Annotated in this window: 22 protein-coding genes; 6 read left to right on the forward strand and 16 right to left on the reverse strand. The window is 67.9% G+C overall.

Annotation, left to right across the window (positions count from 1 at the left end):
• Positions 1-316: 316 nt before the first annotated feature.
• The 9 genes from J2X20_RS03735 to J2X20_RS03775 all read right to left on the reverse strand — a co-directional run bounded on the left by J2X20_RS03735 (position 317) and on the right by J2X20_RS03775 (position 12,764).
• Complete coding sequence (locus J2X20_RS03735; protein ID WP_310261027.1) at positions 317-1,018, reverse strand: 2OG-Fe(II) oxygenase; 702 nt, start codon at positions 1,016-1,018, stop codon at positions 317-319.
• 68 nt (positions 1,019-1,086) lie between these two features.
• Complete coding sequence (locus J2X20_RS03740) at positions 1,087-3,765, reverse strand: TonB-dependent receptor (RefSeq protein ID WP_310261030.1); 2,679 nt, start codon at positions 3,763-3,765, stop codon at positions 1,087-1,089.
• A gap of 250 nt (positions 3,766-4,015) precedes the next feature.
• Complete coding sequence (locus J2X20_RS03745) at positions 4,016-5,851, reverse strand: ABC transporter ATP-binding protein (protein ID WP_310261033.1); 1,836 nt, start codon at positions 5,849-5,851, stop codon at positions 4,016-4,018.
• Positions 5,844-7,292, reverse strand: coding sequence for an ABC transporter permease (locus J2X20_RS03750; RefSeq protein ID WP_310261035.1), 1,449 nt, complete (start codon positions 7,290-7,292; stop codon positions 5,844-5,846). The genes J2X20_RS03745 and J2X20_RS03750 overlap by 8 nt, the downstream gene beginning before the upstream one ends.
• Before the next feature lie 67 nt (positions 7,293-7,359).
• Positions 7,360-8,343 carry an ABC transporter permease gene (locus J2X20_RS03755; protein ID WP_310261037.1) on the reverse strand — a complete coding sequence of 328 codons (984 nt, stop codon included), beginning with the start codon at positions 8,341-8,343 and terminating at the stop codon, positions 7,360-7,362.
• The gene (locus J2X20_RS03760; protein WP_310261039.1) at positions 8,343-10,544 is read right to left on the reverse strand and encodes an ABC transporter substrate-binding protein; all 2,202 of its coding nucleotides are present in this window, start codon (positions 10,542-10,544) and stop codon (positions 8,343-8,345) included. The genes J2X20_RS03755 and J2X20_RS03760 overlap by 1 nt, the downstream gene beginning before the upstream one ends.
• A 144-nt stretch (positions 10,545-10,688) precedes the next feature.
• Positions 10,689-11,675 carry an LD-carboxypeptidase gene (locus tag J2X20_RS03765; RefSeq protein ID WP_310261042.1) on the reverse strand — a complete coding sequence of 329 codons (987 nt, stop codon included), beginning with the start codon at positions 11,673-11,675 and terminating at the stop codon, positions 10,689-10,691.
• A complete protein-coding gene (tadA, locus tag J2X20_RS03770) occupies positions 11,675-12,235 on the reverse strand; it encodes a tRNA adenosine(34) deaminase TadA (RefSeq protein ID WP_310261044.1) in 561 nt (186 codons plus the stop codon). Before tadA ends, J2X20_RS03765 begins: the two co-directional genes overlap by 1 nt.
• A gap of 25 nt (positions 12,236-12,260) precedes the next feature.
• Positions 12,261-12,764, reverse strand: coding sequence for a winged helix DNA-binding protein (locus tag J2X20_RS03775; RefSeq protein ID WP_310261047.1), 504 nt, complete (start codon positions 12,762-12,764; stop codon positions 12,261-12,263).
• Between the two features lie 57 nt (positions 12,765-12,821).
• On the opposite strand from J2X20_RS03775, the gene pxpB reads away from it, so the two are divergent.
• From pxpB to J2X20_RS03805, 6 genes are all read left to right on the forward strand, one after another.
• The gene (pxpB, locus tag J2X20_RS03780) at positions 12,822-13,475 is read left to right on the forward strand and encodes a 5-oxoprolinase subunit PxpB (RefSeq protein ID WP_310261049.1); all 654 of its coding nucleotides are present in this window, start codon (positions 12,822-12,824) and stop codon (positions 13,473-13,475) included.
• Positions 13,472-14,404 (forward strand): 5-oxoprolinase subunit C family protein, encoded by a 933-nt coding sequence (locus J2X20_RS03785; RefSeq protein WP_310261051.1) that lies wholly within the window; start codon positions 13,472-13,474, stop codon positions 14,402-14,404. The genes pxpB and J2X20_RS03785 overlap by 4 nt, the downstream gene beginning before the upstream one ends.
• Positions 14,389-15,123: a 5-oxoprolinase subunit PxpA gene (pxpA, locus tag J2X20_RS03790; RefSeq protein ID WP_310261053.1), complete on the forward strand. Its 735-nt coding sequence runs from the start codon at positions 14,389-14,391 to the stop codon at positions 15,121-15,123. Before J2X20_RS03785 ends, pxpA begins: the two co-directional genes overlap by 16 nt.
• A 165-nt stretch (positions 15,124-15,288) precedes the next feature.
• Positions 15,289-16,002 (forward strand): DUF969 domain-containing protein, encoded by a 714-nt coding sequence (locus J2X20_RS03795; RefSeq protein ID WP_310261055.1) that lies wholly within the window; start codon positions 15,289-15,291, stop codon positions 16,000-16,002.
• Positions 15,999-16,958: a DUF979 domain-containing protein gene (locus J2X20_RS03800; protein WP_310261057.1), complete on the forward strand. Its 960-nt coding sequence runs from the start codon at positions 15,999-16,001 to the stop codon at positions 16,956-16,958. Before J2X20_RS03795 ends, J2X20_RS03800 begins: the two co-directional genes overlap by 4 nt.
• Positions 16,958-17,944 carry a DUF72 domain-containing protein gene (locus J2X20_RS03805; protein ID WP_310261060.1) on the forward strand — a complete coding sequence of 329 codons (987 nt, stop codon included), beginning with the start codon at positions 16,958-16,960 and terminating at the stop codon, positions 17,942-17,944. The genes J2X20_RS03800 and J2X20_RS03805 overlap by 1 nt, the downstream gene beginning before the upstream one ends.
• Here J2X20_RS03805 and J2X20_RS03810 read toward each other — a convergent pair.
• From J2X20_RS03810 to J2X20_RS03840, 7 genes are all read right to left on the reverse strand, one after another.
• The gene (locus tag J2X20_RS03810) at positions 17,934-18,176 is read right to left on the reverse strand and encodes a hypothetical protein (protein ID WP_310261061.1); all 243 of its coding nucleotides are present in this window, start codon (positions 18,174-18,176) and stop codon (positions 17,934-17,936) included. The two genes, J2X20_RS03805 and J2X20_RS03810, sit on opposite strands and share 11 nt — an antisense overlap.
• A 93-nt stretch (positions 18,177-18,269) precedes the next feature.
• Positions 18,270-18,815, reverse strand: a complete 546-nt coding sequence (thpR, locus tag J2X20_RS03815) for an RNA 2',3'-cyclic phosphodiesterase (protein ID WP_310261063.1) — start codon at positions 18,813-18,815, stop codon at positions 18,270-18,272.
• 3 nt (positions 18,816-18,818) lie between these two features.
• Positions 18,819-19,046: a hypothetical protein gene (locus J2X20_RS03820; RefSeq protein ID WP_310261066.1), complete on the reverse strand. Its 228-nt coding sequence runs from the start codon at positions 19,044-19,046 to the stop codon at positions 18,819-18,821.
• A 62-nt stretch (positions 19,047-19,108) separates the two neighbouring features.
• Positions 19,109-19,759, reverse strand: coding sequence for a hypothetical protein (locus tag J2X20_RS03825; protein ID WP_310261069.1), 651 nt, complete (start codon positions 19,757-19,759; stop codon positions 19,109-19,111).
• A 22-nt stretch (positions 19,760-19,781) separates the two neighbouring features.
• Positions 19,782-21,971 carry a phosphocholine-specific phospholipase C gene (locus J2X20_RS03830; protein ID WP_310261072.1) on the reverse strand — a complete coding sequence of 730 codons (2,190 nt, stop codon included), beginning with the start codon at positions 21,969-21,971 and terminating at the stop codon, positions 19,782-19,784.
• A gap of 205 nt (positions 21,972-22,176) precedes the next feature.
• Entirely contained in the window at positions 22,177-22,620 is a 444-nt protein-coding gene (locus J2X20_RS03835; protein WP_310261077.1) for a hypothetical protein, read from the reverse strand.
• A 23-nt stretch (positions 22,621-22,643) separates the two neighbouring features.
• On the reverse strand, positions 22,644-24,086 hold the full coding sequence (locus J2X20_RS03840) for a hypothetical protein (RefSeq protein WP_310261080.1): 1,443 nt from the start codon (positions 24,084-24,086) through the stop codon (positions 22,644-22,646).
• Positions 24,087-24,179: the final 93 nt, after the last annotated feature.

Genomic DNA, 24,179 nt, shown 5'->3' on the forward strand with positions numbered 1-24,179 from the left:
CCGTCAACTGGTTCCCGAAGGGCGTGCATTCTAGATCGCGGAGAGAACGATTCCGCCTCGTCGAAAACACGCAGTACAGCCGGCGTGTAAAGCCTCTTTACACCTGCTCGAGCCAAAAAAAACGCCCGGTGGCAAAAGCCGTCGGGCACGCGTTTCATCGCCACGAACCAGGCGCAGCGAAACCACACCTCCGGCCAAACCTGGCCATGCAGTCATCTTAGCCCCGGGTTTTCTTCACACTTCCTGGGGCTAACCCGGGCAGGTGCAACAGCGCGATTACACGCAGCAAGCCCCGCGTGAAACATCGGTTCAATGTTCAGGCGGCGATGAGCCAGCCCGTGATCGCGTTGCGCTGCCCCTGGGCGAAGGGCGGCACATAGGACACGAAATGGGTCTGCGGCACGGCAAACAGCGACAGCGAATTGAAGTGGGGGAAGTAACTGTCCCTGACCGAGCCGTCCCGATCGCTGAAGTTCAGCAGGCCGCCCCAGTCCGGCCGCCACTGCCGGGTCAGGTTGATGACATAGGCCAGGCGCCGGTCTTCGACATCGACGTGATCGTCATGGGCGAGCAGAAAGCTGCCGGGGGCGTACATGGTCGCCTGGGCGTACACCCGGTTGACGTCAGGGACGCCGGTGATGTCACGCATCACCGACAGGAAGGCTTCGTCGGCCATCCAGCGGATGAAACGCGCCAACAGCCCCGTTTCACCTCGATACATTGCGTCAGCCAGTGACTCGGTGAAGAAGGAGAACTGGAATCCGCGGCGCGCGACTTCCGTGATGCCGTTGATCAGGTGAGCCCGCTGGTCTTCTTCAAGCCCGCGCAGCTGCTCGCCCGTCAGCCGACGGTCGCCCTGGGTGTCGCGGTAGCACAGGCTCCAGTCGATGGCCTCGACGGCGCGAGCCAATGCATCGGCGACATCCGGTTTGAAAAAATCCCGGATCAGCACGCGGCGGTCGCGACCGAACCTTGCACGGATCTCGCTCAGGTCGAGGGTCGGATTGATGTAGTCCATGGAAATGCTGAACGTCAATAAAAAAGCAGGCCCGAAGGCCTGCTGGATTCTGTTCGATCGTCGCGGGATCAGAACTTGTAGTTGGCGCGCACGTAGAAGCTGCGGCCCTTGACGTCGGCATAGGTCGGGTCGAAACCGACCTGGAAGTAGTCTTCCTGGACCGTCACCGGCGGCTTCTTGTCGAGCAGGTTCAGAACGCCGGCCGTGAGGACCAGGTTCTTCACGCCCTTGTATTGACCCTGCAGACTCCACAGGTCGTACTTGGGCACGTGGCGCACTTCGTCATAGTCGCGATAGCCGCTTTGACGGAAGTAGCGCACGCCGCCGGCCCAGGCGTCGGTGTCCCAGTCCAGGCTGACGTTCTGCTTGACGCGAACCACCGGGCCGCCGCGCAGGTACTTGCCCAGCGTGTCCTCGACTTCGCCCGTCACCACATTGGTTTCGCTGCTCTTCGTGACGATGGTGGCTTCCCAGTAGGGCGTGAAATTGCCGAGTGCCGTGCGGACGCGGTAGCGGGCCGACAGATCGAAGCCCGACACCTTGGCCTGGCCGACGTTCTCCAGCGAGGCTTCGACATGGTCAAGATAGCCCTGGGCGTTCTTGATCAGGCGGTTGGCATAGACCGAAGAGCTGGTCGTGGGGCCGGTCTGATGCGAGAACCAGTCCTTCAGGATGTCGTCGCCGGTGAGCGACTTGATGCCGTCGGTGATCTTGATGTTGAAGTAACCCACCTCCATCGACAGATCCCTGATCGGCTCGAAGACGACACCCAGGGTCGCCGTCTTGGACTTCTCAGGCTTGAGGTTGCGGTTGCTGTTGTTGACCACCGTCAGCTGCGTGTCGCAGTAGTTGGTGTTGGGGAAGGCCGCGCAACCCTTGAGCGTGTTGTAGTACGGATCGGTAAAGTTGCCGCCCGTGTTGGTGCCCGCGGAAGGTGCGTAGAGGTTGTCCAGCGCGGGGGCGCGGAAGCCCTTGCCCACCGAGCCGCGCACCAGCAGTTCCTTCATCGGCGTCCAGCGCAGGCTGAACTTGGGGCTGGTGGACGACAGGTTGGGAGAGCTGAAGGCGCCATCACGCGACTCGCCGCTGGCACCGCTGTAGCGGTCGGCACGCACGGCAGCGTTCAGCTCCAGGTTCTTGATGACCGGCAGGTTCAACTCGGCATAGATACCGGTGGTCTTGCGCTCGCCGCGCACCTTGCCTGCATTGCCCGAACCGCCCACGATGTCGCCGGAGCCGGCGATGTCGGAGTAGCCGTCCAGATACTCTTCCTTGCGGATGTCCAGACCCGCAGCCATGGCGGCATTGCCGCCCGACATGGCGAACAGCTCGCGCGACATCGAAAAGTCAAAGGCGTCCAGCGTCGTCTTGGAGGCGCGGTTGTTGCCGTGCAGCTCGGCTTCCTTCAGCAGGGCCAGGCCGGTTGCATCGTTGGGGCCGAAGGGATTGACGTTGCCGGTCTTCAGCACGCGCACCAGTTGCGTGTCCGAGAAATTGCCGGTCAGGAAGTCTTCGCTGGCCTTGGACGAGGCGCGCATCAGGCCGGCCTTGTAGTCCCAGCCTGCGAAATTGCCCTCGGCGCCAACCAGGGCGCGGGTCATGTCGTTGGTCACCTTGGTCAGGCGCTGGCCGCCATCGACCATGCGCCAGGCAATCACCAGGTCGCCACGGTAGCCCTTGCTGGAGGAGGCATCGACCGCCGCGGTCGGGTAGTACTTGCCGCCAGCCGGGTAGAGGTAGTCGTCACGGCCGGTCGTGCTGGACGGCGTCTGCGACGAACCCAGCGTGATCTCGTTGCGCGAATAGGAGAGTTCGGCAAACAGCAGGTGGTCGGCGCTCAACTCCGCCGTGCCGCGCAGCAGGCCGCCAAAGCGGTTGGAGGCCGGGATGATGTCGATCTTGCTGGTGTAGTCGTAACGGCAGTTTGCGCCACCGGGGAAGCTGTCGGGCGGCTTGCAGTTCGGGAAGCCGGCGACGCCGGGGATGTAGGCGCCTGTCTGGGCGTTGTAGGCATTGGCCGGGAAGGTATTGCCCGACGACTTCACCACGCCGATGTCGGGGCGATTGCCGGTCTTGGCGAATTCACGATCCGCCGCGTGCACGACGTCGTACTCCTGGAAGCTGAAGGTGCCCAGGATGTTGAACTTGTCCTTGGCCAGATCGCCAAAGCCGATGCCGCCCTGTGCCGAGACGACGGTGCCGCCGGTGGCTTGAGGCTGCTCGTAGCCGGCCGTCACCTCGCCGCCACGGAAATCCTTGCGCGTGATGAAGTTGATGACGCCGCCGATGGCGTCGGAGCCGTAGGTCGACGAGGCGCCGTCGCGCAGGATTTCGATGCGCTCGATGGCGGCCAGCGGAATCGCGTTCAGGTCGACGCCAGCGCCGGCGAAGGGATAGATCGCCAGGCGACGGCCATTGAGCAGCACCAAGGTGCGCTCACGGCCCAGGCCGCGCAGCGAGGCGCCCGTCTGGCCGGTGGCGTTGGAGTCGCCGATGGACTCGCCCAGGGAGCGGCCGCCGCCATTGTTCGAGCTGAGCCGGTCCACGAGTTCCTGGACGTTGGAGGCGCCGGACTTGTCGATGGACTCGCGCGTGACGATGGTCAGCGGCACTGCCGTTTCAGCGTCGATGCGCTTGATGCTGGAGCCGGTGATCTCGATACGCTCAAGCTTCTGTGCGTCCTGAGCCAGCGCGCTGGTCGCGGCCAGCGCCAGGACGGCGCTCGTGATGATGGTTTTTCTGAACATTGAGACTCCTTGAGGAAGATGGGGCCCGCCGTGGATACCCGGCGGTGCTGGCCCGGATGAGGCCAATCCTTGGCCTGAGCGATCAGCTCAGATTGGGGGGTGCCGGAAGTTTGTGCGGGCGCAACATAGCGACAGCCCAAGGAAAGCCCCTAGGCCATCGGCCCCCTCAGCCAAGTCATTGATCCAAAAGGAAATTCAGCGACTCCATCGGCTAGAGTCAAACCCTAGCCGTTGTCGGCGCGCGACGCGATTACGGCGCGGGAACAAGCAATCGCGGCACCGCCGCGAGCAGATTCCTCGTGAAGCTTTCACGGGGCTGTCTGAGAACTTTGTCACAGTCCCCCTGCTCGACGATCCGCCCCCCCTGCATCACCGCAACCTCGTCGGCGATGTATTCGACGACCCCGATGTTGTGGGTGATGAAGAGATAGGCCAGGCCCTGCTCGCGCTGCAATTCGCGCAGAAGGTTGAGGATCTGGGCCTGCACGGACACGTCCAGCGCCGACGTCGGCTCGTCGCAGACGATCAGCCTGGGCTCGACGGCCAGCGCCCGGGCGATGGCGATGCGCTGGCGCTGCCCCCCGGAGAACTCGTGGGGCCAGCGCTGCAGCGCGTCGCGGCGCAGGCCGACCTGGTCGACCAGGGTGTGCAGGCGCGCGCGGCGGGCGTTGGCGTCCAGGTCGGGGCGCAGCGCGATCAACCCCTCCTCCAGCAGATCGGCGACGCGCAGGCGCGGGTTCAGCGACGCGAAGGGATCCTGGAAGATGATCTGGATCTGGCGGCGCGCCTGCAGCAGGGCCGCGCCGTTCAGCTTGAACAGGTCCCGGCCTTCGAAGAGGGCCTGGCCGCTGATGCTGGCCTGGCGGCGCAGCAGCTGCACGATGGCCTTGCCCGAGGTCGTCTTGCCGCAGCCGGACTCGCCGACCAGGGCCAGGGTGCGGCCGGCATGCAGCTGCAGGCTGATGCCGTCCACGGCATCGAAATGGCGCGGGCCGCGATGCAGGAGCGGCGCCTTCAGCGCGAAGCGCACGCGCAGATCGCGGACGTCGAGCAAGGGCGCGCCCTCCCCCGTCGCCGCCGGCGGCAGGGCTTTGGGGCTCAAGGTCTCGCGCGGCGACAAAGCATCGCCGGGCTGGCTGTAGAGCAGGCAGCGCACCTGATGGCGCGGGCCTTGCTCGGTCAGCGCGGGTGGCGTGCTCGCGCAGTGGCCCATGGCCTTGTCGCAGCGGGGCGCGAAGCGGCAGCCGGCAAATTCCAGCCACAACGGCGGCACGGTGCCGGCGATGGCGGCCAGGGGAGCGTCGCGCCGCGCCGCTTCGGGCAGAGCCTGCAGCAGCAGCCGGGCATAGGGATGCTTGGGATGGGCGAAGAACTCCGCCGCCGGCGCGACCTCGATGATCTGGCCCGCATACATCAGTGCGACCCGGTGGGCCATGCCGCTGACGACGGCCAGATCGTGGGTGATCAGCAGCACGCCGAGCTGGCGTTCGCGCTGCAGGTCGCGGATCAGGTCGAGGATCTGCGCCTGGATGGTCACGTCCAGCGCCGTCGTCGGCTCGTCGGCGATCAGATAGTCGGGCTCGGCCGCCAGCGCGATGGCGATCATGACGCGCTGCTTCTGGCCGCCGGACAGGCGAAACGGGTAGTCGTCGATGCGCCGCTGCGGTTCCGGGATGCCGACGCGCGCCAGCCAGTCGATGGCCTTGGCGCGCGCCGCCTTGCCGCGCAGTTCGGTATGCGCCTCGATGGCCTCGACGATCTGCTCGCCGACGCGCATGACGGGGTTCAGGCTGGTCGAGGGCTCCTGGAAGATCATGCCGATCCGGCCGCCGCGCACCTGGCGCATGCGGCTCTCGGGCAGGTCCAGCAGGTCCCGCCCGCCCAACAGCACGCTGCCGCCGGCGATGCGGCCGTTCTCGGGCAGCAGGCGCATCAGGGCCAGGGCCGTCATGCTCTTGCCGCAGCCGCTCTCGCCGACCAGGGCGAAGGTCTCGCCGCGCGTCAGCGCCAGATGCATGCCGGCGATGGCACGCACCAGGCCGGCATCGGCATCGAGCTGGACCTGCAGGCCAGCGATCTCAAGCATCGACGGCCTCCTTGCTGCGCCGCAAGAGACGCGGCCGCGCCGAACGCGCCTTGGGATCGAAGGCATCTCGCACGCCGTCGGCAAACAGATTGGCCGCAAGCACCAGGCCGACCATGAAGCCGAAGGCCGCCGCGAAGCTCCACCAGACCACCGGGTCGCGCGACATCTCGGCGCGGGCCAGGTTGATCATGCTGCCGAAGCTGTTCATGACCGGATCGACGCCGACGCCGACATAGGTCAGCACCGCCTCGTAGAGGATGAGTTCGGAGAAGCTCAGCACCAGCGTGACCAGCACCAGGTGCATGACATTGGGCACGATGTGGCGGGCCATGATTGCCAAGTCGCTCACGCCGAAGGCCGTCGCGGCCTGCACATAGTCGAGCTCGCGCAGCTTCAGCGTCTCGGCGCGCACCAGGCGGCACAAGCCGGCCCAGCCGGTCAGGCCGAGGATGAGGCAGAGCATCAGCATCTTGACGTCCGAGCGCTCGGCAGCCGTCTCGAAGAGCTCGGGGTTCTTGTCGAAGAAGACCTGCACCATCATCACGCAGGCGGCGATCAGCAGCACATTGGGCACCGAGCTCAGCGTCGTGTAGACGTACTGGATGAGCTCGTCCACCCAGCCCTTGTAATAGCCGGCCAGCACGCCCAGCAGCAGCGCCAGCGGCAGCGTGGCCAGGGTGGACAGCGCCCCGATGACGAAGGCCGTGCGCACGCTCTTGAGGGCCTGCACGAGGACGTCGTTGCCGGTGCGGTCGGTGCCGAACACGTGATAGTGCGGCATCAACGCGATGACGGGGCCGGCCAGCAGCGCGACGACGGCCAGCGTCAGCAGCATGGCGCGCAAGGGGTAGAAGGTGCGGTCGGCGGCCAGGTCGGCCAGGGCGTCGCGCCAGCCGCCGTGATGGCGTGCCAGCGCCGCGGCCGTCAGCGCCACCATCAGCGCCACGACGATGAAGCCGCCCGCCAGTCCGAGGCCCACCCGGCCCAGGACATCGCCGGCCCACTGCTCGGCCGGGTCGGCCAGATGGGCGCCGCCGAACTGCAGGCGCGGGAAGTCGCGCCTCACCTGGCCGCCGGCTTCGAGGATGCTTTCCTTGTTGAGGCCGTGGGCGCCCAGCGGCAGCGAATAGCTGACCTCGCGCATCTCGATCTGGCGCGCCAGCAGCAGGTCCAGCAGCGACAGGGTGCGCGTGTCATAGACGGCCGCCGCGCCTTCGCCGCTCTGCAATTCGCGGCGCAGATGGAGGCTGTCCATCAACGTGACGAGCAGGAACAAGGCCATCACGACGCCGGCGCTCGCGGCCACCGGGTCGCGCAGCACCCGCACCCAGGTCGCGCGCAGATTGGCCTGAGCCCTCACGCGCCAGGCGTAGGCGATGCCGGCCGCGGCCATCAGCCACAGCGCGAGGTCGGTCCAGAGCAGCACGAACTTCATGACCATGCCCGCCCGGCCGCCCGAAGGGCATGAGCGCCCCCTCGGGGGGCAGCGTACGAAGTGCGCGTGGGGGTCATTGGAGTCTCACCCTGGGGTCGACCCACGTGTAGGCGATATCGATCAGCGCATTGCTGGCGATGTAGAGCAGCGCGCCGAGGAAGACCATGGTGCGCACGATGGCGAAGTCCTGGCCCGTGATGGCCTCGATGACGAAGGCACCCAGGCCGGGGATGCCGAAGAAGCTCTCGAACACCAGGCTGCCCAGGAAGACATAGGGCAGATAGCTGCCGGCGCTGGTGATGATGGGGATGAGGGCGTTGCGCAGCACATGGCGGCTCAGCACCCGGCCCTCGGAGAGGCCCTTGGCGCGCGCCGTGCGTACATAGTCCTTGCCCATCTCCTCCAGGAACATGGCCCGGTACAACCGCGCCTCGCCGCCCAGGCGCGACAGCAGCGACAGCAGGATGGGCAGGGCCAGGAACTTGATGGCGTCCAGGCCCGGCGCGAAGCCGTTCATGGGCACCAGCTTGAGCAGGCGGGCGAACAGGAACTGGCCGACGATGATGTAGAACAGGCTGGAGATCGACAGCATCAGCACGCAGAGCACCACGCCCCAGAAATCGATGCGCGTGTGCCTGAAGAACACCAGCAGCAGCGAGAAGGCCACGCTGACGAGGATCTGCAGCATGAACAGAGGCAGGGCCAGCTGCAGGCTGACGCCCATGCGCACCTTGATCTCGTGGCCGATGTTGACGGCCTGGCGTGCATCGCTCTTGCCGAAGTCCAGCGCGAACAGCGACACCGAGCGCTCCCACAGGATGGTGTGCGTGACGCGCTCGCTGCCCTGCTTGCTCGCGTCGTAGTACAGCGGCTTGTCATAGCCGCGCTCGGCCTTCCATTTCTCGATCTGCTCCTGGGTGACGCGCTTGCCGCCGATGTTCAGCCGCGCCATGTCGTCGGGCGTGTTGACCGAGAAGAACAGCAGGAAGGTGAAGAGGTTGACGCCGACGAGGATGGCCAGGCCGTAGCCCAGGCGGCGCAGCACAAAGCCCAGCATCAGGCCGACTCCAGCTTGGCGGCCGTGGCGGTCTCGCGGGCGCGCCAGGCGCGGCGCGTGGCGATGAAGATGGCCAGCCCGCCGACGGCCAGCAACAGCAGTGGCCACCAGACCGGCCGGTTCCATTCGGCGATGCTGCGCGTGCGCTCCTGCGCATCCACGCGCAGGTAGCGGGCGCGGTCGCGCACGACGACGCCGGGCTTGCCGTTGTGCACCCAGCGCTGGAAGGCCAGGCCCGAATAGCTCCAGAAGCCCCAGGCCCAGGGCGCGTCCGCGCGCACGATGTCATTCATCTGCGCCATCACCTTGGCCTTCTCGGCGCCGTCCTCCAGCGACTGCAGCTTGCGGAACAGGCGGTCGAACTCGGGGTTGGCGTAGTTGGCCGTGTTCTCGCCCTCGTGCAGGCTCTTGCTGTTGGGGCCGTAGAGCAGGAAGAGAAAGTTCTCGGCGTCGGGGTAGTCGGCGAACCAGCCCCACCAGAAGATCTGGTGCTTGCCCTTGAGGATCTTTTCCTGGAACTGGTTGAAGTCGGTGGCGCGGATGTCGAGCTGGATGCCGAGCTTGGCGAACTGGCGCACCATCCAGTCGTTCTCGGCCTTGAGCTCGGGCGTGATGACGCGCTGGAAGTCGTAGTTCAGGACCAGGGGCTTGCCGGTTTTCGCGTCGCGGCCGTCCGGGTAGCCAGCCTCGGCCATCAGCTTGAAGGCGTCCTCCAGCGGACGGCGCACCGGCTTGCCATTGACGAGCCTGTGCGTGACCGGGTTGTATTCGCCGGGCTGGCCCTCCTTCGACCCGAACACGCCCGGCGGGATGGGCCCATGGGCCGCGTCGCCGCCGCGGTCGCGGAAGATGCGGCCATAGCCCTCCTCCCAGTCGATGGCGATGGAGATGGCCTGGCGCAGCGCACGGTTGCGCTTCTGCTGCTCGGGCGTGTCGCCGCGGCCAACCACCGGATCCAGCCAGTTGAAGCCGAGGTACCAGTTGCTGATGTCCACGTCCATGGGCAGCCGGAAACCGCGCTGCTCGAAGAAGGCGCGCACCTCGTCGGAGTCGTCGCGGTCGACCGCCAGGTTCACGCCCCAGTCGGCGCGGTCCATCTCGGGCAGGTCGAGATAGCCCTGCTTGAACAGCTCCTTGATCGGCACCCTCTCCTTGACGTTGATGGCCACGACCTTGTCGACAAAGGGCAGGCGCTTGCCGCAGTCCGCCAGCAGGCCCGCCTCGGCGTCGCCGGGGCTGCCGTTGCAGGGGTAGGTCTCCACCCGGTAGTTGGGGTTGCGGCTCATCACATGGCGGCGGTCCTGCACGGACTCCGTCATCATGAAGGCGCCGCTGCCGACGGGCCACTGGTTCCAGGTCAGCGAATTGGCCGCCATGCCGGGCTGGGCATAGAAGGCGTCCACCTCCCAGGGCACGGCCGCCGTGAAGTTTGTGGCCAGCCAGAAGCGCCATTGCGGATAGCGGCCCTTGAGGCGGATGCGCAGCAGATGGTCGTTGACGGCCTGGGCGCCGGCCAGGGGCCACTGGCGCAGGTCCAGAAAGGGCTTGTCGGCCAGGTTCTCGGGCCGGCCTTCCAGTTGCCTGGCGCTCTCACGCTTGATCAGCGCGACATAGTCCTTCAGGCCCAGCACATGCTCGGAGAACACCGCCTGCAACGGCGCCTCGATGCGCGGGTTGGCATGGCGCTTGAGCGCGTAGACGAAGTCCTCGGCGACGACTGCACGCGTGCCGAGCTGCTTGAAGTCGAAGGGGCTGCGCTTGTCGCCCAGCTCGCCGGGCTTGAGGTGGTGGTAGAGGTAGCCGCCCTGGGCGTCGCGGGCGAAGGCCGGGTGGGGCGACCACTTCAGGTCCGCACGCAGCGGAATGTCGTAGACGGCCTCGGCGATCTGCTCGTCCGGCGCATCGTCGGGCAGGCGCTTGCCCTGGGCGTCGAGGTAATAGGGCTGGACCAGCTCGGTGGCCGTGCGCGGGATCAGCGTATAGGGGCGCTTGAGCGGGTGGTAGCCATAGGGCGGCTCGCTGATCTCGTAGGTGTAAGTGCTCTCGGGCGCCGTATAGGACGAGGTCGGGTCCAGATAGCGGGGCGAGCGCTCCGAAAAGGCCATGTAGAGCGTGTTGTCACGCTCGGCCCCGTGCGGATGAGGGCTGTTGTCGCAGGCGGCGAGGGGCACGAGCAGCAACGCGCCCAGGCAACTCCTCATCCAACCGCCAACTGCTCCCAACTCAGACCCTCAAAAGACAAGCGCCCCGGCGCGGGCCGAGGCGATGTCGGAATGATAGTCGGGCCACTCGTCTATACAGGGCCGTACCCGAGGTAAATCCGGCGAGGAAAACCCGGGGTGACTTCAGTGATGGTCGTGCCCGCAGTCGTCGCCGCAGTCTTCATCGTGCTGGTGATGGGCCGCATGCGCCAGGCGCGGGTCCGACTGCCAGCCCAGGATGGCCTCGCGGCCTTGCACATAGAGCTCCACCGTGCCGCCCACCGGCAGGCAGATCTTGGTGCGGATATGGCCGAAAGGCAGGCCAGTCAGCACCGGCGTCCGGGTGCGGGCGCGCAGCGCGGCGACAGCATCCTTGATGCCATAGCCACGGTCCAGCGGCGATTTGGCCGCGCCGCTGAAGTCGCCCAGCAGTACCGCGGCCTGGTTGTCGATGACGCCGGCCTGCTGCAGCTGCAGCAGCATGCGCTCGACGCGGTAGGGATGCTCGTTGATGTCTTCCAGGAACAGGATGCCGCCCTTGACCTTGGGCCAGTGCGGCGTGCCCAGCAGCGAGCACAGCACCGTCAGATTGCCGCCCCAGAGCCGGCCGCGCGCTTCCAGGCCGTCGAAACCACCAGAGGGCTCGCGAAAGCCGACGGCCTCGAGCGCGCCGCTCATGGCTTCCAGGAAGCAGTCACGCGTGATCTCGTCGACACCGCCGTCAGCCTCGCTGCGACCGAAGTCATCGCAGGCGAGAGGCCCGGCCCACATCGACAGGCCTTTGTGGCGGGCGATCAGGCCGTTCTGCAGCGCTGTCAGGTCGCTGTAGCCGACCCAGCGCGTGCCCTGCTCGATGCTCTTGGCGATGCGCCCCCAGTCGAGCTGGTCCAGCAACCGCGTCAGCCCGTAGCCGCCGCGCGTGGCCATGGCGACCGAAGGCGCGGCGTCGGCAATGCGATGCAGGGCCGCAAGCCGCGTCGCGTCGTCGCCGGCAAAGCGCTGGTGCTTGGACAGCGCATCGGCGTCGATGCCGACCTCGAAGCCGAGCTGTGTCAGCCGCTTGGCCGCACGCTTCAGGTTCTCGGCCTTGGCGACCACGCCCGACGGCGTGAACAACGTGAGTGAGGTCATCAGGATTCGTCCAATTCGGTGGCTTCGCCGGTCGGGATCAGGCCCTGGCCGGATTCGGCATTGCGGGCGCGGCGCGCCCGTGCGGCCTCGCGGCGTTCGGCGAAGAAGTCGCGCAGCAGCTGGGCCGCAGGCTCGGCGAGCAAGCCGCCCTCGATGCGCGTGTGATGGTTGAGCAGGGGCTGGCCGAACAGGTCGATGACGGAACCGGCCACGCCGGTCTTGGGGTCGGCCGCGGCGAAGACGACGCGCTTGAAGCGTGCATGCATCAGCGCCATCGCGCACATCGCGCAGGGCTCCAGCGTCACGAAGAGCTCGCACTCGGGCAGGCGGTAGTTCTCCAGCAGCGTGGCCGCATGGCGCAGGGCGACGATCTCGGCGTGGGCCGTCGGGTCATGCGTCGTGATGGGGCGGTTGTAGCCGGTCGCGATGATCTGGCCGTCACGCACGATGACGGCCCCCACCGGCACCTCGCCCACCAGCCAGGCGTTGTGGGCCTGGTCCAGCGCCTGGCGCATGGCGTATTCGTCGGCGGGGGTGAAGATCGTCGGCTGCTCGCTCATCGGGCCGGCAGTTTAGGCCCGGGCTTCAGAGCGAAGCGGCGGAACGCGACGCCTGGTCATAGAGCCCCGACAGAAGGCGCATCAGTTGGGCGCAGTCGCCGATGTCCTGGTTCTGCTGGCCGCTGTCGGCCAGGGCCTCCATCAGGCAGCGCTCGCGCACCTCCCGGTAGGCCGCGCACAGGGCCTGGCCCTGCTCGGTCGTCGAGAAGAAGGCCTCCTTGCCGATCTTCTCGCTGCTCACCAGCCCCATGCCGACCAGCTTGCGCAGCGAGTAGGCGACGACATGGGTGTCCTCCACATTCAGCACGAAGCAGATGTCGGCCAGCTTCTTCTTGCGGTCGCGGTGGTTGACGTGGTGCAGCAACGAGATGTCCAGCGCGGCCAGGTCTTTCATGCCGGCGGCGGCCATGCAGCGCACCATCCAGCGGTTGAAGGCATTGCTGACGACGATGAGTCCGAACTCGAACTCCGACAGCTCGGCGCTCTTTTCAGACACCAGATGCGAGGACGACACGATGCTGCGAACCATGATTGACATCATAAGCACGACTCGAATACAAATCGTATACGTTTTATTGATATTCAAATGAACACCGCGCCACCCGACCTCCTCGTTCGCCCGCTGGGCGAGGCGGCGCTGTGCTGCGCGGTGGACGGAGCCATCGACCTGGAACATCAGCAGCGCATCTGGCAGCTGGGCGCCGGGCTGGCCCAGACCGGGGGCGTGCTCGGCCTGATCCCGGGCATGAACAACCTGACCTTGACCTTCGACCCGCTGCAGACCGACGGCGCGGCTCTCGAGCAGGCCGCCCGCGCGCTGTGGGCGCGCCCGCTGCGGCGCCAGCAGGCGGGGCGGCTTGTCGAGATACCGGTGCGCTATGACGGGCCGGACCTGGCCGAAGTCGCCGCCCACTGCGGCCTGTCGCCCGAGGAGGTCGTGCAGCGCCACACCGCGGCCGACTACGTCGTCTATTTCATCGGCTTCCAGCCCGGCTTTGCCTATCTGGGCGGGCTGGACCCGGCCCTGCACACGCCGCGCCGCAGTGAACCGCGCACGGCCGTGCCGGCCGGCAGCGTCGGCATCGGCGGCGCCCAGACCGGCATCTATCCCCTCGTCACCCCCGGCGGCTGGCAGCTGATCGGCCGCACCGCCCTGCCCCTCTTCGACCCCCAGGCCGAGCCGCCGACGCTGCTGGCCCCGGGAGATCGCGTGCGCTTTGTCGCGGAGGCGTCTTCATGATCGAAGTCCTGCGCGCTGGCCCGCTGACCACGGTGCAGGACCTCGGCCGCGACACCTGGCGCGATCGCGGCATCAGCCGCTGCGGCGCCATGGACGACGTCGCCCTCGCCTGGGGCAATCTGCTGGTCGGCAACGACGCCGGCGCGGCGGGACTCGAGTTCACCCTCGGCCACGCCACGTTGCGCTTCAAGGCCGACTGCTGCATCGCCGTCACCGGCACCGATGCCGACGCCATGCTCGACGGCCGGCCGCTGCGGCCCTGGTGGCGCCAGCGCGCGCAGGCCGGCCAGACGCTGAAGCTCGCCGCGCCGCGCGAGCGCATGCGCAGCTATCTATGCATCTCGGGCGGCATCGCCCTGCCCCCGGCCCTGGGCTCGCTCAGCACCGACCTGAAGGCCGGCTTCGGCGGCCTCGGGGGCCGTGCCCTGCGCGACGGCGATGTGCTGCCACTGGCCGTGCCGGAACGCCTGCCCACACGCAGCATCGGCATCCGCCCTCCCGACTGGAACGCCAGCGTGCGCGTGCTCCCGGGCCCCGAGCATGAGGACTTCTCCGCCGCTGCGCACGAGGCCTTGTGGGCGATCGACTGGCAACTGACGCCCCAGAGCAACCGCATGGGCTATCGCTTTGCCGGGGCCGAACTGAAACGCGAGCGCGGCGGCGAACTCGCTTCGCACGGCGTGCTGCCCGGCGTCATCCAGGTGCCGCCGGCGGGCCAGCCCATCGTGTTGATGGCCGATGCGCAGACGACGGGCGGATACCCAAGGATTGGCGTCGTCATCCGCGCCGACCTGTGGAAGCTCGGTCAGCTGCGCTTGGGCGCCACGCTGCGCTTCACGCCCTGCACCGCCGACGAGGCTGTCGCCGCCCTGCGCGAGCGCCAGGCCACGCTGGCTCAACTGAGGACTGCCCTATGCATGTCGACCTGAACGCCGATCTCGGCGAAGGCGCGCCCGACGACGCCGAACTGCTGGCCCTGGTCAGCTCGGCCAATATCGCCTGCGGCTGGCATGCCGGCGATGCGCGGCTGATGCAGGCCACTGTGGCCGCGGCGCTGGAGCGCGGCGTGGCCATCGGCGCCCACCCGAGCTATCCCGACCGCGAGAACTTCGGCCGCAGCGAGATGCAGCTGGCGCCGGCCGATGTCAGGGCCGACCTGATCTACCAGATCGGCGCGCTGGACGCCCTGGTGCGCGCCGCTGGCGGCCGGCTGCACCACGTCAAGCCCCACGGCGCCCTCTACAACCAGGCCGCTCGCGATCCCGAACTCGCAGACGCCATCGCCACCGCCGTACTTGACGTCAATCCGTCGCTGGCGATCTACGGTCTCGCTGGTGGCGAACTGTTGAAAGCCGCCGAGCGCGCCGGCCTGCGCGGCGTCGCCGAAGTCTTTGCCGACCGCGGCTACCGCGCCGATGGCAGCCTGGTGCCGCGCAGCCATCCCGGCGCCTTCGTCGAAGACACGACCCAAGCCGTCGCCCGCACGCTGCGCATGGTCAGCGAAGGCGTCGTGCAAGCCGTCAGCGGCGAGATTGTTCCCCTGCAGGCCCAGACCATCTGCCTGCATGGCGATGGCCCCTACGCCCTCACCTTTGCCCGCGCCATCCACCAAGCCCTCACTCAAGCCGGCGTCGAACTGCGCGCCTGAAATGAAGCCCCTCGCCCGGTCTTGCCCCACTGAACGCGGGCACACCCGATCGATCCCCCGAGGGGATGACGATGCTCGCGGCGTCTAGCCGCGAGCACATCGTCAACGCGGGCCGGCTAGGGAGCGGCCCGGCGCTCGACCCGCAATAACCCATGGAGAACTGACATGTCTGCTGATGTATCCCTCTGGCCGCTGATCGGCGTCGCCGTCGTCATCGTCGGCTTTGTGCTGCGCTTCAACCCCGTCCTTGTCGTGGCTGCGGCGGGAATCGCGACCGGCCTGGCGGCCAAGCTGCCGCTGGACCTCATCCTCGCCAAGCTCGGCACCGGCTTCGTCAAGACGCGCAACCTGCCGCTGACCCTGCTGCTGCCCCTGCCCATCATCGGCCTGCTGGAACGACACGGCCTGCGCGAGCGCGCACAGACGTGGATAGCAGGCATTCGCTCGGCGACCGCGGGTCGGCTCCTCGTCGTCTATCTCTTCATCCGCGAATCGGCCGCCGCCATGGGCCTGACGTCCCTGGGCGGCCATGCGCCCATGGTGCGACCTCTCGTCGCCCCCATGACCGAAGCCGCCGCCGAGAAGACCCATGGCCCCATCCCCCAGGCCGTGCGCGACAAATGGAAGGCCATGGCCTCGGCGACCGACAACGTCGGCCTCTTCTTCGGCGAGGACATCTTCGTCGCCTTCGGCTCCATCGTGCTGATGCAGACCTTCCTGGCCGAGAACGGCATCGTCACCGACCCCTTGCATATCGCGCTGTGGGGCATCCCGACGGCCATCGCCGCCTTCATCATCCACGCCGCGCGGCTGATCAGGCTCGACCACCGTCTGCCGCAAGACATCGCCCGCGCCCGCGCTCTGGAGAACCAGGCATGAACGCTCTTCTCAAGCTTGACCAGCTCTTCCTGCTGACCGGCATCGCCCTCGTCATCGTCGCGGTGCTGACCTGGCGCGACCGCAGCAACCCGCGGCGCTGGAGCAGCGGCCTGTTCTGGGCCCTGTGGGCCCTCATCTACCTGGCCGGCGACATGCTGCCGCCGGTCGTCAGCGGCCTCATCGTCGTCATGCTCGCGGCCCTCGGCGGCCTGGGCGGCGTGTCCCTGGGCAAGCATGGCCAGCGCGAGGTCAGCGAGCGCCAGGCCAGCGCGGCGCGCCTGGGCAACAGGCTCTTCCTGCCCATCCTGGCCATCACGGTGCTGGCCCTGGTCGGCACGCTGACGCTGAAGGACGTCAGCCTGGGCGGCTGGCTGCTGGTCGAGAGCAAGAACGTCACGCTGATCAGCGTCGGCCTCGGCGCCCTGGTCGGCCTGGCCAGCGCGCTGTGGATGACGCGTGAGACGCCCATGCAGGCCCTGCGCGAGTCGCGCCGCCTGCTCGAGACCATGGGCCCCGCCGTCATCCTGCCGCAGATGCTGGCGACCCTGGGGCTGCTGTTCACCGACGCCGGCGTCGGCAAGGCCGTGGCCCATCTGACGACCAGCTATATCCCGGTCGACAACGCGCTCTACGCCGTCGCCGCCTATGCCCTGGGCATGGCCCTGTTCACCATGGTCATGGGCAATGCCTTCGCGGCCTTCCCCGTCATGACGGCCGGCATCGGCATTCCCATCCTGCTCGGCATGCACCACGGCAACCCGGCCGTCATGGCCGCCATCGGCATGTTCTGCGGCTACTGCGGCACACTGATGACGCCCATGGCCGCCAACTTCAACATCATCCCCGCCGCCCTGCTCGAGCTGAAGGACAAGAACGGCGTCATCCGCGCCCAGCTGCCCACGGCACTGATGCTGCTGGCCGTCAACATCGTGCTGCTCAAGCTACTGATGTTCTGATGCAGGACGAGCTGTTCGGTGGCGAGGTACCGGCCAGGCGCTCGCGCGGCGTGCAGCCGGCGCCGCCCGAGGCCGATGACCAGGCCCTGGCCGCGGCGCTGTCGCCGCATATCCACCTCGGTACGTCGACCTGGAGCTATCCGGGCTGGGAAGGCCTGGTCTGGGCCGGCAAGCACAGCGAGGCGACCCTGTCCAAGACCGGCCTCACGGCCTATGCCGCCCACCCGCTGCTGCGCGCCGTCGGCATCGACCGCGGTTTCTACCGGCCGATCACCGCGAGCGAATTCCAGCGCCATGCCGAGCAAGTGCCAAAGGGCTTCCGCTTCACGGTAAAGGCACCCAGCCTCGTGACCGACGCGCTGCTGCGCAGCGAGGACGGTCGCCGCCAGGAACCCAATCCGCTGTTCCTGGACGCCGTCACGGCGCTGCAGACCTTCATCGAGCCGGCTTACGAAGGCCTGGGCACCACCATAGGTGCCCTGGTCTTCCAGCTCAGCCCCCTGCCCGCCCTGCGGCTCTCGCGCATGAACGAGCAGCTCGACCGGCTGCATGCTCTGCTGCTGGCCCTGCCTAAACCGCCGGCCGGCGTGCTGGCCGTCGAGGTACGCGACGCGGCTTGGCTATGCCCGGACTTCGTCGCCCTGCTGCGCGGCACCGGCGCGCGCTACTGCGTCGGCCTGCATCCCAAACTGCCGCCGCTGCAGGAGCAATTGCCGCTGCTGCGCGCGCTGTGGCCGGGGCCGTTGGTGGTGCGCTGGAATCTGAACCGCCTGCACGGCCCCTATGGCTACGAGGAGGCCGAGAAGCTGTATGGCGAGTTCAACGCGATGCTGGACCCCGACCCCGAGACGCGCGCCGAGCTGGCCCGCGTCATCCGCGGCACCGCCGGCGCGGGTCAGGATGCCTTCGTCACCATCTCCAACAAGGCCGAGGGCTCGGCGCCGCTGAGCGTGCGGGCCCTGGCCGAGGCCATCGTCAAGGGCTGACGGGCTTGGCGCGGGGCGCGCGGCGCTTGGCCGGCGGCTTGGCTGGAGACTTGGCGGCCGTCTGAGGCGTCGGCAGATTGCCGCCCTCGGCCTCCCAACGATGCACGTCTTCGCGATGCAGGCGCTTGTCGTCATGGGCCCGGCGCAGCCTCTGCTTGTGGCTGAAATGCTGGATCAGCTTGGCGGCCAGGGCCGAGGTGGCAACGAGGGCCAGGATGGATTTGGTCAACATGGTGGTCTCTCCTTGCAGGGGGACGCTCCATGGTGGCCAGGGCCCGGCTGGCCGCCCGTCGGCCGGCGGCTTCAAGCCCTGTAGGAGCAGGCCTCAGCCCTGCAGGGGCCAGCGCGCGATGATCTCGTGCCGCGTCTGGCCTTGGGGGCTTTTGACGAGGACGAATTCGCCGGCCACCCAGCCGGCCAGGTCGACAGCCCAGTCTGGCGCCGTGCGCTTGTCGTAGCGCAAGGTCAGATGCGGCTGGAAATCGCGCTCCGGCGTCGGCAAATCATGCGCGGCAAGACGCTCGACCAGGGCCTCATGCAGCTCACGCACGGCCTCCAGGCCCTGGCCGCCCGTCAGTACGAAAGGGTGCTTGGACGAGCGCTCGTTGCCCCAGCTCCTGAAGCAGTCAAAGCTCAGGTCAAAGGCCGGCCAGACGACCTCGGACGCGGCGCGGCTCGCGCGGGCAATGAGCTCGGCATCGGGCTCGGCGTCGAAATAGCCGAAGTAGTGCAGCGTGATGTGGAAGATGCGGCTGGGCCTGAGCCGGGCCTGCAGCCCACGGGCCTCGTGCTCGGCAGTGGCAAAGCGGGCGATGCGCTCGGCCGTCTCTTCGTCCGGCCGCAGCGCGAAGAAGAGCCTGTGGCCGGTCACGCCTCAGTTCGTCGATGCCGAGGCCGCTTCGGCGGCTTTCCGGGCGGCCTCGTCGATGGAGTTCTGCACCTGCTGGCCCACGGCCTTGGGCGTGGGCAGGGCCGCACCGCCCGCCGCGGCCGACGACGCGCCCGCGGCAGCCGGCTTCAGGGCCGTGGCTTGCTTCTTGGCGAGCGACAGCACGATGGCCGCGACGATGACGAGGGCGAGAAGGCTGAAGGCTGCGCGCATGGCGGGCGGAGATGGTTGAGCCGGCATCGAGCATAGCCCGAGCCGCCCGGTCCCGCCCTCCTTCAGCGGCGCCGCCTCAGCAAGCCACCCAGCAGCCCCAGCCCCGCCAGCGCATAGGCCAGGGTACCGCCCTCGGGCACGCTGCTGACGACGAAGGACAGGTTGTCGGCATAGCCGTCGTTGTCGCCGCCGCCCAGCCGCTCCATGGACAGCGAGAACATCAGCGCGCTGGTGTTGGCCGGCAGTTGGCCCGACGCCGTGCGCAGGAACAGGCCGGTCTGGTTGCCGCGCTCGGCCGGCGTCACCGGGCCGATGGCGGCATGGCCGATCTCGTTGTCCTGGGCATCGAGGAAGGACACATAGAGCAGCGCGTTGTCGCCCTGGGCAGCCCAGCCGCCGAGGTAGCCGCTCAGCTCGTAATGCAGGGACTGGCCGGCCAGGGCGCCGAGGTCCAGGGTCTGGAAGCCAGCGGCCTGCGCGGTCAGGCCGGTGAACATCTTGCTGCCGCGGTCAAGCGGGCCGGGCTGGGTCGGCAGCACCCAGTTGCTGCCGTAGTCGACGGACTGGAACAGCGAATAGCCTTCGAAGCCGGTCCAGCCGGAGACGCCGGCCTCCGCATTGCCGTTGACGATGAGATTGCTGCCCGGGGTGGCCTGGGCCTGGGCGCCAAAAGCCACAGCCAGCAGGGCCAGGCCGAGGGTGTGCTTGATCATGAGGGGATGCCTTTGCGGGGGGTCAGGGATGGGTCTGGTCGAGCACGGCGGCGCCGGACATGGCCGGATCGCTGACCGAGGGCTCGCCGTTTTCCAGATGGCCGGCCAGGCGCAGGCCGAAGCCGGCCACCTCCTTGGCCTTGAGGCTGTAGTCGTACCAGCGGTGCTCGCCGTCGACCGAGATGCGCACGGTCTGGCTGCTGCCGGCGCTCACGATCCAGTTACGGTCGGGCACGGCGGCGTAGCGGTGGGTCTGCAGCACAAAGGTGCAGGCCTTGCTGCCGGTATTGCGCAGCTCCAGCACCAGCTCGAGGTAGACGCGATCGGCCTGCACGCCCACTGCAGGCTGGGCCTGGGCCACGCCGGCCTTGGGCAGGTTGCCGGTGAAATGGCGGTGGAAGCCGTTCGGGCCCAGCACCCACAGGTCGTAGGCCGAGCCGGCGGCGCCCGTCCAGGCGCCCTCAAGCTGCTTGCCGGCCTCGACGGTGTAGCGGCGCGGCAGCTGGTCCAGGGCCAGGCGGTTGTAGACATGGAAGACGGCACCGGCCGTGCCCGTGTTCTCGAAGCGCAGCGTGACGCCCGCGGCCGCGGCGCTGCATTGCACCTGCAGCTCGTAGGGCAGAGCCCGGGCCATGCGCAAGCCGGCCTCTTGCACCGGTGCGGCCAGCGTGGCCGGCGCGGCCGGCGTCTTGGTGCCGGGCAGGGTCAGGGCACGGGCACGCAGCGCGGCGGTGGCCGGCAGGTTCTGCATGAAGGCGCTGTCCTCGGGGCGGGCGAAGTCGAAGCAGCCGGTCAGGTCGCCGCTGACGGCGCGCCGCCACGGCGTGATCAGCGGCTCCGGCACGCCGAAGCGCGCCTCGATGAAGCGGATGACCGAGGTGTGGTCATGCACCTGGGAGTTGACCCAGCCGCCCTTGGTCCAGGGCGAGACGACATACATGGGCACGCGCGGGCCCATGCCATAGGGACGGTGCTGGTAGGCCGGGTCGCTGCCGTTGAGCACGTGGTGGTATTCGCCCGTCGTGTCCACCGTCGAGGCGCCGGCCAGCCTGGCCTTGGCCGGGTCGGCGTCATAGGCCTCGTAGGACGGCGCGGCGGGCGGCGGCAGGTGATCGAAGAAGCCGTCGTTCTCGTCGAAGTTGATGAAGAGCACGGTCCTGGACCAGACGTCCGGGTTGGCCGTCAGCGCCTCCAGCACGCGAGCCGTGTAGTCGGCGCCCGAGGCCGGGCTGGACGGCCCCGGGTGCTCGGAGCCTTCGGCCGTGGCGACGATCCAGGACACCTGGGGCAGCTGGTTGGCCAAGACGTCGGCCTTGAGCTGGTCGAGATCTCGCGTGCTGACGCCACGCTCCTTCAGCTGCGCCGAGAACCCCGGCCGGCCGTACCAGGCGTCACGGAAGGGCCGAAAGCCCGCCAGCGAGTTGTCCGTGAAGTTGTCGTTCATGTCCTGGTAGACCTGCCAGGAGATGCCGGCAGACTGCAGGCGCTCGGGATAGGTCGTCCAGGTGTAGTCGGTCAGCGGGTTCTCGTTGAACCAGTCGTGGCTGTTGTCGGTGGATGGGCCGCCGGCCAGGGCCAGCGGGTCGTTGCCGCCGCTCCACAGGAAGAGGCGGTTGGTGTTGGTGCCGGTCTGCGTGGCGCAGTGGTAGTGGTCGCAGAGTGTGAAGGCCTTGGCCAGCGCGAACTGGAAGGGGATGTCCGCCTCCTTGAAATAGCCCAGGGAATGGGCCTGCTTGGCGGCCGGCCAGTTGTTCATTCGGCCGTGGTCCCAGGCCGCCTGGGCATCGGTCCAGGAGTGCGGCGTGCCGCTGACGCGCATGACCGAGAAGTCCTGCTGGGTGTTCAGGTGGAAGGGCGCGATGGCCGTGCGCTGGCCACCCCAGTTGGGCCGGCCGGGCACCTTGGCGCCGCCGCCATTGGGCTGCACGAAGACGGTCTTGCCGGTGAAGGTGCCCGGGCGGTCCAGCGTGGGCGCCGGGAAGGGATCGCCAAAGCCGCGCACGCCGGCCAGGGTGCCGAAGTAGTGGTCGAAGGAACGGTTCTCCTGCGTCAGGATGACGATGTGCTCGACATCGTGCAGGGTGCCGGTGCGCTGGTGGGCGGGGATGGCCAGGGCGCGCCGGATGACGGGCGGGAAGCTGGCCAGCGCGACGCTGGCACCAGCGGCCTGGCCCAGGCTGCGCAGGAAGCCGCGGCGATCTTGTGAGGACATGGGGCACTCCGGGAAGAAGAGTCGGGATGGCGAGCGACTCTAGGAATGCGATGTGCAGGCCTCGTGACGGCGGCTGCGCCTGATGGACCAGGCTTGAACCCTGATTGGGTGACGCGTTAGCAGACGGCGTCTTCGACTTGTCATCACCCGGAAAAAACCCGCCGAGGCTGCGTGCCATCGGCGGGTTGGCGAAGAGCTTTGGACGTCAAGGTCGCCGCGTCGACAGCACGAAGCGCACCAGCCGGCGCTGCGCATCCGCCGTGACGCCGAAGGACAAGCTGCCCCAGTCCTTCTCATACACCAGATAGACCGGCACGCTGCCCGGGCGGAAGCGCGGTGACGGGATCTCGGTCTTGAAGTCCAGCCCGTAATGGGCGCCGATGGCCGTGCCGTCAATGCCGCCGTCCTCACGCAGGGTCGCGCTGAGAAAGATCGCGCCGTCGCCGATGTCGGGGTCGGGCATGCGCAGGTCGATGGCCTCATAGGCGCCTCCCTTGCCTGGAGCGGCTTCCCAGGACTCAACGGCGCCCGTGTCGGCGTCCGGGTTGCGCACCAGCGTGGCGCCCAGGAGTTGCCCGATCTTGGCGGGGTCCAGGGCCGGCTCGGCCAGCAGCTGGTCAATCGTGGCGAAGAGGATGGGGTCGCTCATGGGCGGGCGCTCCGGCTTGAAGGTCAGGGGAAGAGGGTCACGCCGCTCAGGTCGGCATAGGAGAGCTGCTTGGCGGGCTCGGACGCATGGGCGCTGTTCCAGGTGTCGATATGGCCGCGGCCATAGTAGGTCTTGTAGTCCTCATGCGTCGTGCTGGTGATGAGGCTGCCGAATTCCTTGGCCATGTCCTGGCGGGCCGTGGCCTCGTCGATCTCGCCCTTTTCCAGCTTCTCGTAGATGGCCATGAATTTGCCGGAGGCGTCGGCCGGCACCTCGCTGACCACGCCCTTGGCCGCATGCTCCTTGGCCGTGCGGCAGGCCACGAGCTGGGCCTCGCCTTCGTCGATGAAGTCGACCTCGGTGGCCTTGCGCACGTACTCCAGCCCGCTGGCCACGCTGGCCACCGTGGGCTTGGGCGGCGGCGTGAACAGCGCGTGGCCGGTCTCGTGCGCCAGCCCGCCCAGGGCCTCGTCGAGCGGGTCGTTGGGGTCGATGGCGATGGTCTTGTTGATCTTGTCGCAATAGCTGCCGCCGCCGGGCTCATTGAGCTTGATGACCCATTTGTCCTGCTGCAGCTTGACGATATTGGTCTTCAACGTCGGCGACTTCGCCAGCTTCTCGTTGATGCCCTTGAGGCCCTTCTTGATGGTCTTGCTGCCCTTGGGCACCTTCTCCAGCGGCGTCTCGGCCAGCTGGTTGGTCTTGTCGACGACGGTCTGGGCGAACTTCTTCAGCTCGCTCTCCGACATCGGCTTGTCGGTCTTGCCGAGCTGGTCCTTCAGGGCCTGGTCGAGGATGCGCTTTTGCTCGGCATCGAGCTTGTCCGAGCCCTTGAGCTTGGCCAGCTCGGTACCGGTGGAGCTGAACTTCGCTGTCGCCGTGTCGACATTGGCCTTGCGTGCCACCGCCTTGGCGTAGTCGGCGACGGCGGTCTTGAACGCCGGCAGGGCCTTGATGCCGTCGACGTAGGCGGCGATGGTCTTGGGATCGGCGGGCAGCCTGGCCTGGGCCTGGGTGACCGCGTCGAAGGCTGCCGTGAGTCCGGTGGGCGCCGTTGCCGGCTGGCCCTTGAGCGCCTTGTCGATGTCGGCCTTGGCGCTGTCGTACTTCTTCTTCAGCTGCTGGACGGCCTGGGCCTCGGCCTTCAGGTAGGCGGCCACCTTCCCGACCAGCAGCTCCAGCGCCTTGGCGGCGCGGGCGTAGTCCGGCAAGGTCTTGGGATCGGCCACCAGGCCGCGGCGGGCGCTCAGCACGGCCGCATGGGCCGACTCCACGCCAGGCGGCGTCACATCGGGCACCTTGGCCAGATCGCCCTGCTCGAGCTTGAGCTTGGCGGCATCGTATTTTTCCTTGGCCGCAGTCAGCGGGTCGGGCTTCTTGGGCTTGCTGCCGACCGACTCCAGCACCTCGCGAAGGGCGGTCTTGCCGCTTCCCTGCTTGGGCAACTGGTCGGGCGGCGTGGACATGGAAGCACTCCTTGCTGCGCCAGGGCAGCGCCGCTGGCGGCGGCATGGCGCGCGAGGATATCAGCGACGGCACCACTTCGCCGAGTTGAGCGA

This window comes from Roseateles saccharophilus (assembly GCF_031458095.1).
GTDB lineage: Bacteria > Pseudomonadota > Gammaproteobacteria > Burkholderiales > Burkholderiaceae_C > Pelomonas > Pelomonas saccharophila_A.

Coding starts and splice junctions, on each gene's coding strand:
- J2X20_RS03735 (WP_310261027.1), bottom strand. CDS start 1,018: ATGGACTACATCAATCCGACCCTCGACCTGAGCGAGATCCGTGCAAGG.
- J2X20_RS03740 (WP_310261030.1), bottom strand. CDS start 3,765: ATGTTCAGAAAAACCATCATCACGAGCGCCGTCCTGGCGCTGGCCGCG.
- J2X20_RS03745 (WP_310261033.1), bottom strand. CDS start 5,851: ATGCTTGAGATCGCTGGCCTGCAGGTCCAGCTCGATGCCGATGCCGGC.
- J2X20_RS03750 (WP_310261035.1), bottom strand. CDS start 7,292: ATGGTCATGAAGTTCGTGCTGCTCTGGACCGACCTCGCGCTGTGGCTG.
- J2X20_RS03755 (WP_310261037.1), bottom strand. CDS start 8,343: ATGCTGGGCTTTGTGCTGCGCCGCCTGGGCTACGGCCTGGCCATCCTC.
- J2X20_RS03760 (WP_310261039.1), bottom strand. CDS start 10,544: ATGAGGAGTTGCCTGGGCGCGTTGCTGCTCGTGCCCCTCGCCGCCTGC.
- J2X20_RS03765 (WP_310261042.1), bottom strand. CDS start 11,675: ATGACCTCACTCACGTTGTTCACGCCGTCGGGCGTGGTCGCCAAGGCC.
- tadA (WP_310261044.1), bottom strand. CDS start 12,235: ATGAGCGAGCAGCCGACGATCTTCACCCCCGCCGACGAATACGCCATG.
- J2X20_RS03775 (WP_310261047.1), bottom strand. CDS start 12,764: ATGGTTCGCAGCATCGTGTCGTCCTCGCATCTGGTGTCTGAAAAGAGC.
- pxpB (WP_310261049.1), top strand. CDS start 12,822: ATGAACACCGCGCCACCCGACCTCCTCGTTCGCCCGCTGGGCGAGGCG.
- J2X20_RS03785 (WP_310261051.1), top strand. CDS start 13,472: ATGATCGAAGTCCTGCGCGCTGGCCCGCTGACCACGGTGCAGGACCTC.
- pxpA (WP_310261053.1), top strand. CDS start 14,389: ATGCATGTCGACCTGAACGCCGATCTCGGCGAAGGCGCGCCCGACGAC.
- J2X20_RS03795 (WP_310261055.1), top strand. CDS start 15,289: ATGTCTGCTGATGTATCCCTCTGGCCGCTGATCGGCGTCGCCGTCGTC.
- J2X20_RS03800 (WP_310261057.1), top strand. CDS start 15,999: ATGAACGCTCTTCTCAAGCTTGACCAGCTCTTCCTGCTGACCGGCATC.
- J2X20_RS03805 (WP_310261060.1), top strand. CDS start 16,958: ATGCAGGACGAGCTGTTCGGTGGCGAGGTACCGGCCAGGCGCTCGCGC.
- J2X20_RS03810 (WP_310261061.1), bottom strand. CDS start 18,176: ATGTTGACCAAATCCATCCTGGCCCTCGTTGCCACCTCGGCCCTGGCC.
- J2X20_RS03820 (WP_310261066.1), bottom strand. CDS start 19,046: ATGCGCGCAGCCTTCAGCCTTCTCGCCCTCGTCATCGTCGCGGCCATC.
- J2X20_RS03825 (WP_310261069.1), bottom strand. CDS start 19,759: ATGATCAAGCACACCCTCGGCCTGGCCCTGCTGGCTGTGGCTTTTGGC.
- J2X20_RS03830 (WP_310261072.1), bottom strand. CDS start 21,971: ATGTCCTCACAAGATCGCCGCGGCTTCCTGCGCAGCCTGGGCCAGGCC.
- J2X20_RS03835 (WP_310261077.1), bottom strand. CDS start 22,620: ATGAGCGACCCCATCCTCTTCGCCACGATTGACCAGCTGCTGGCCGAG.
- J2X20_RS03840 (WP_310261080.1), bottom strand. CDS start 24,086: ATGTCCACGCCGCCCGACCAGTTGCCCAAGCAGGGAAGCGGCAAGACC.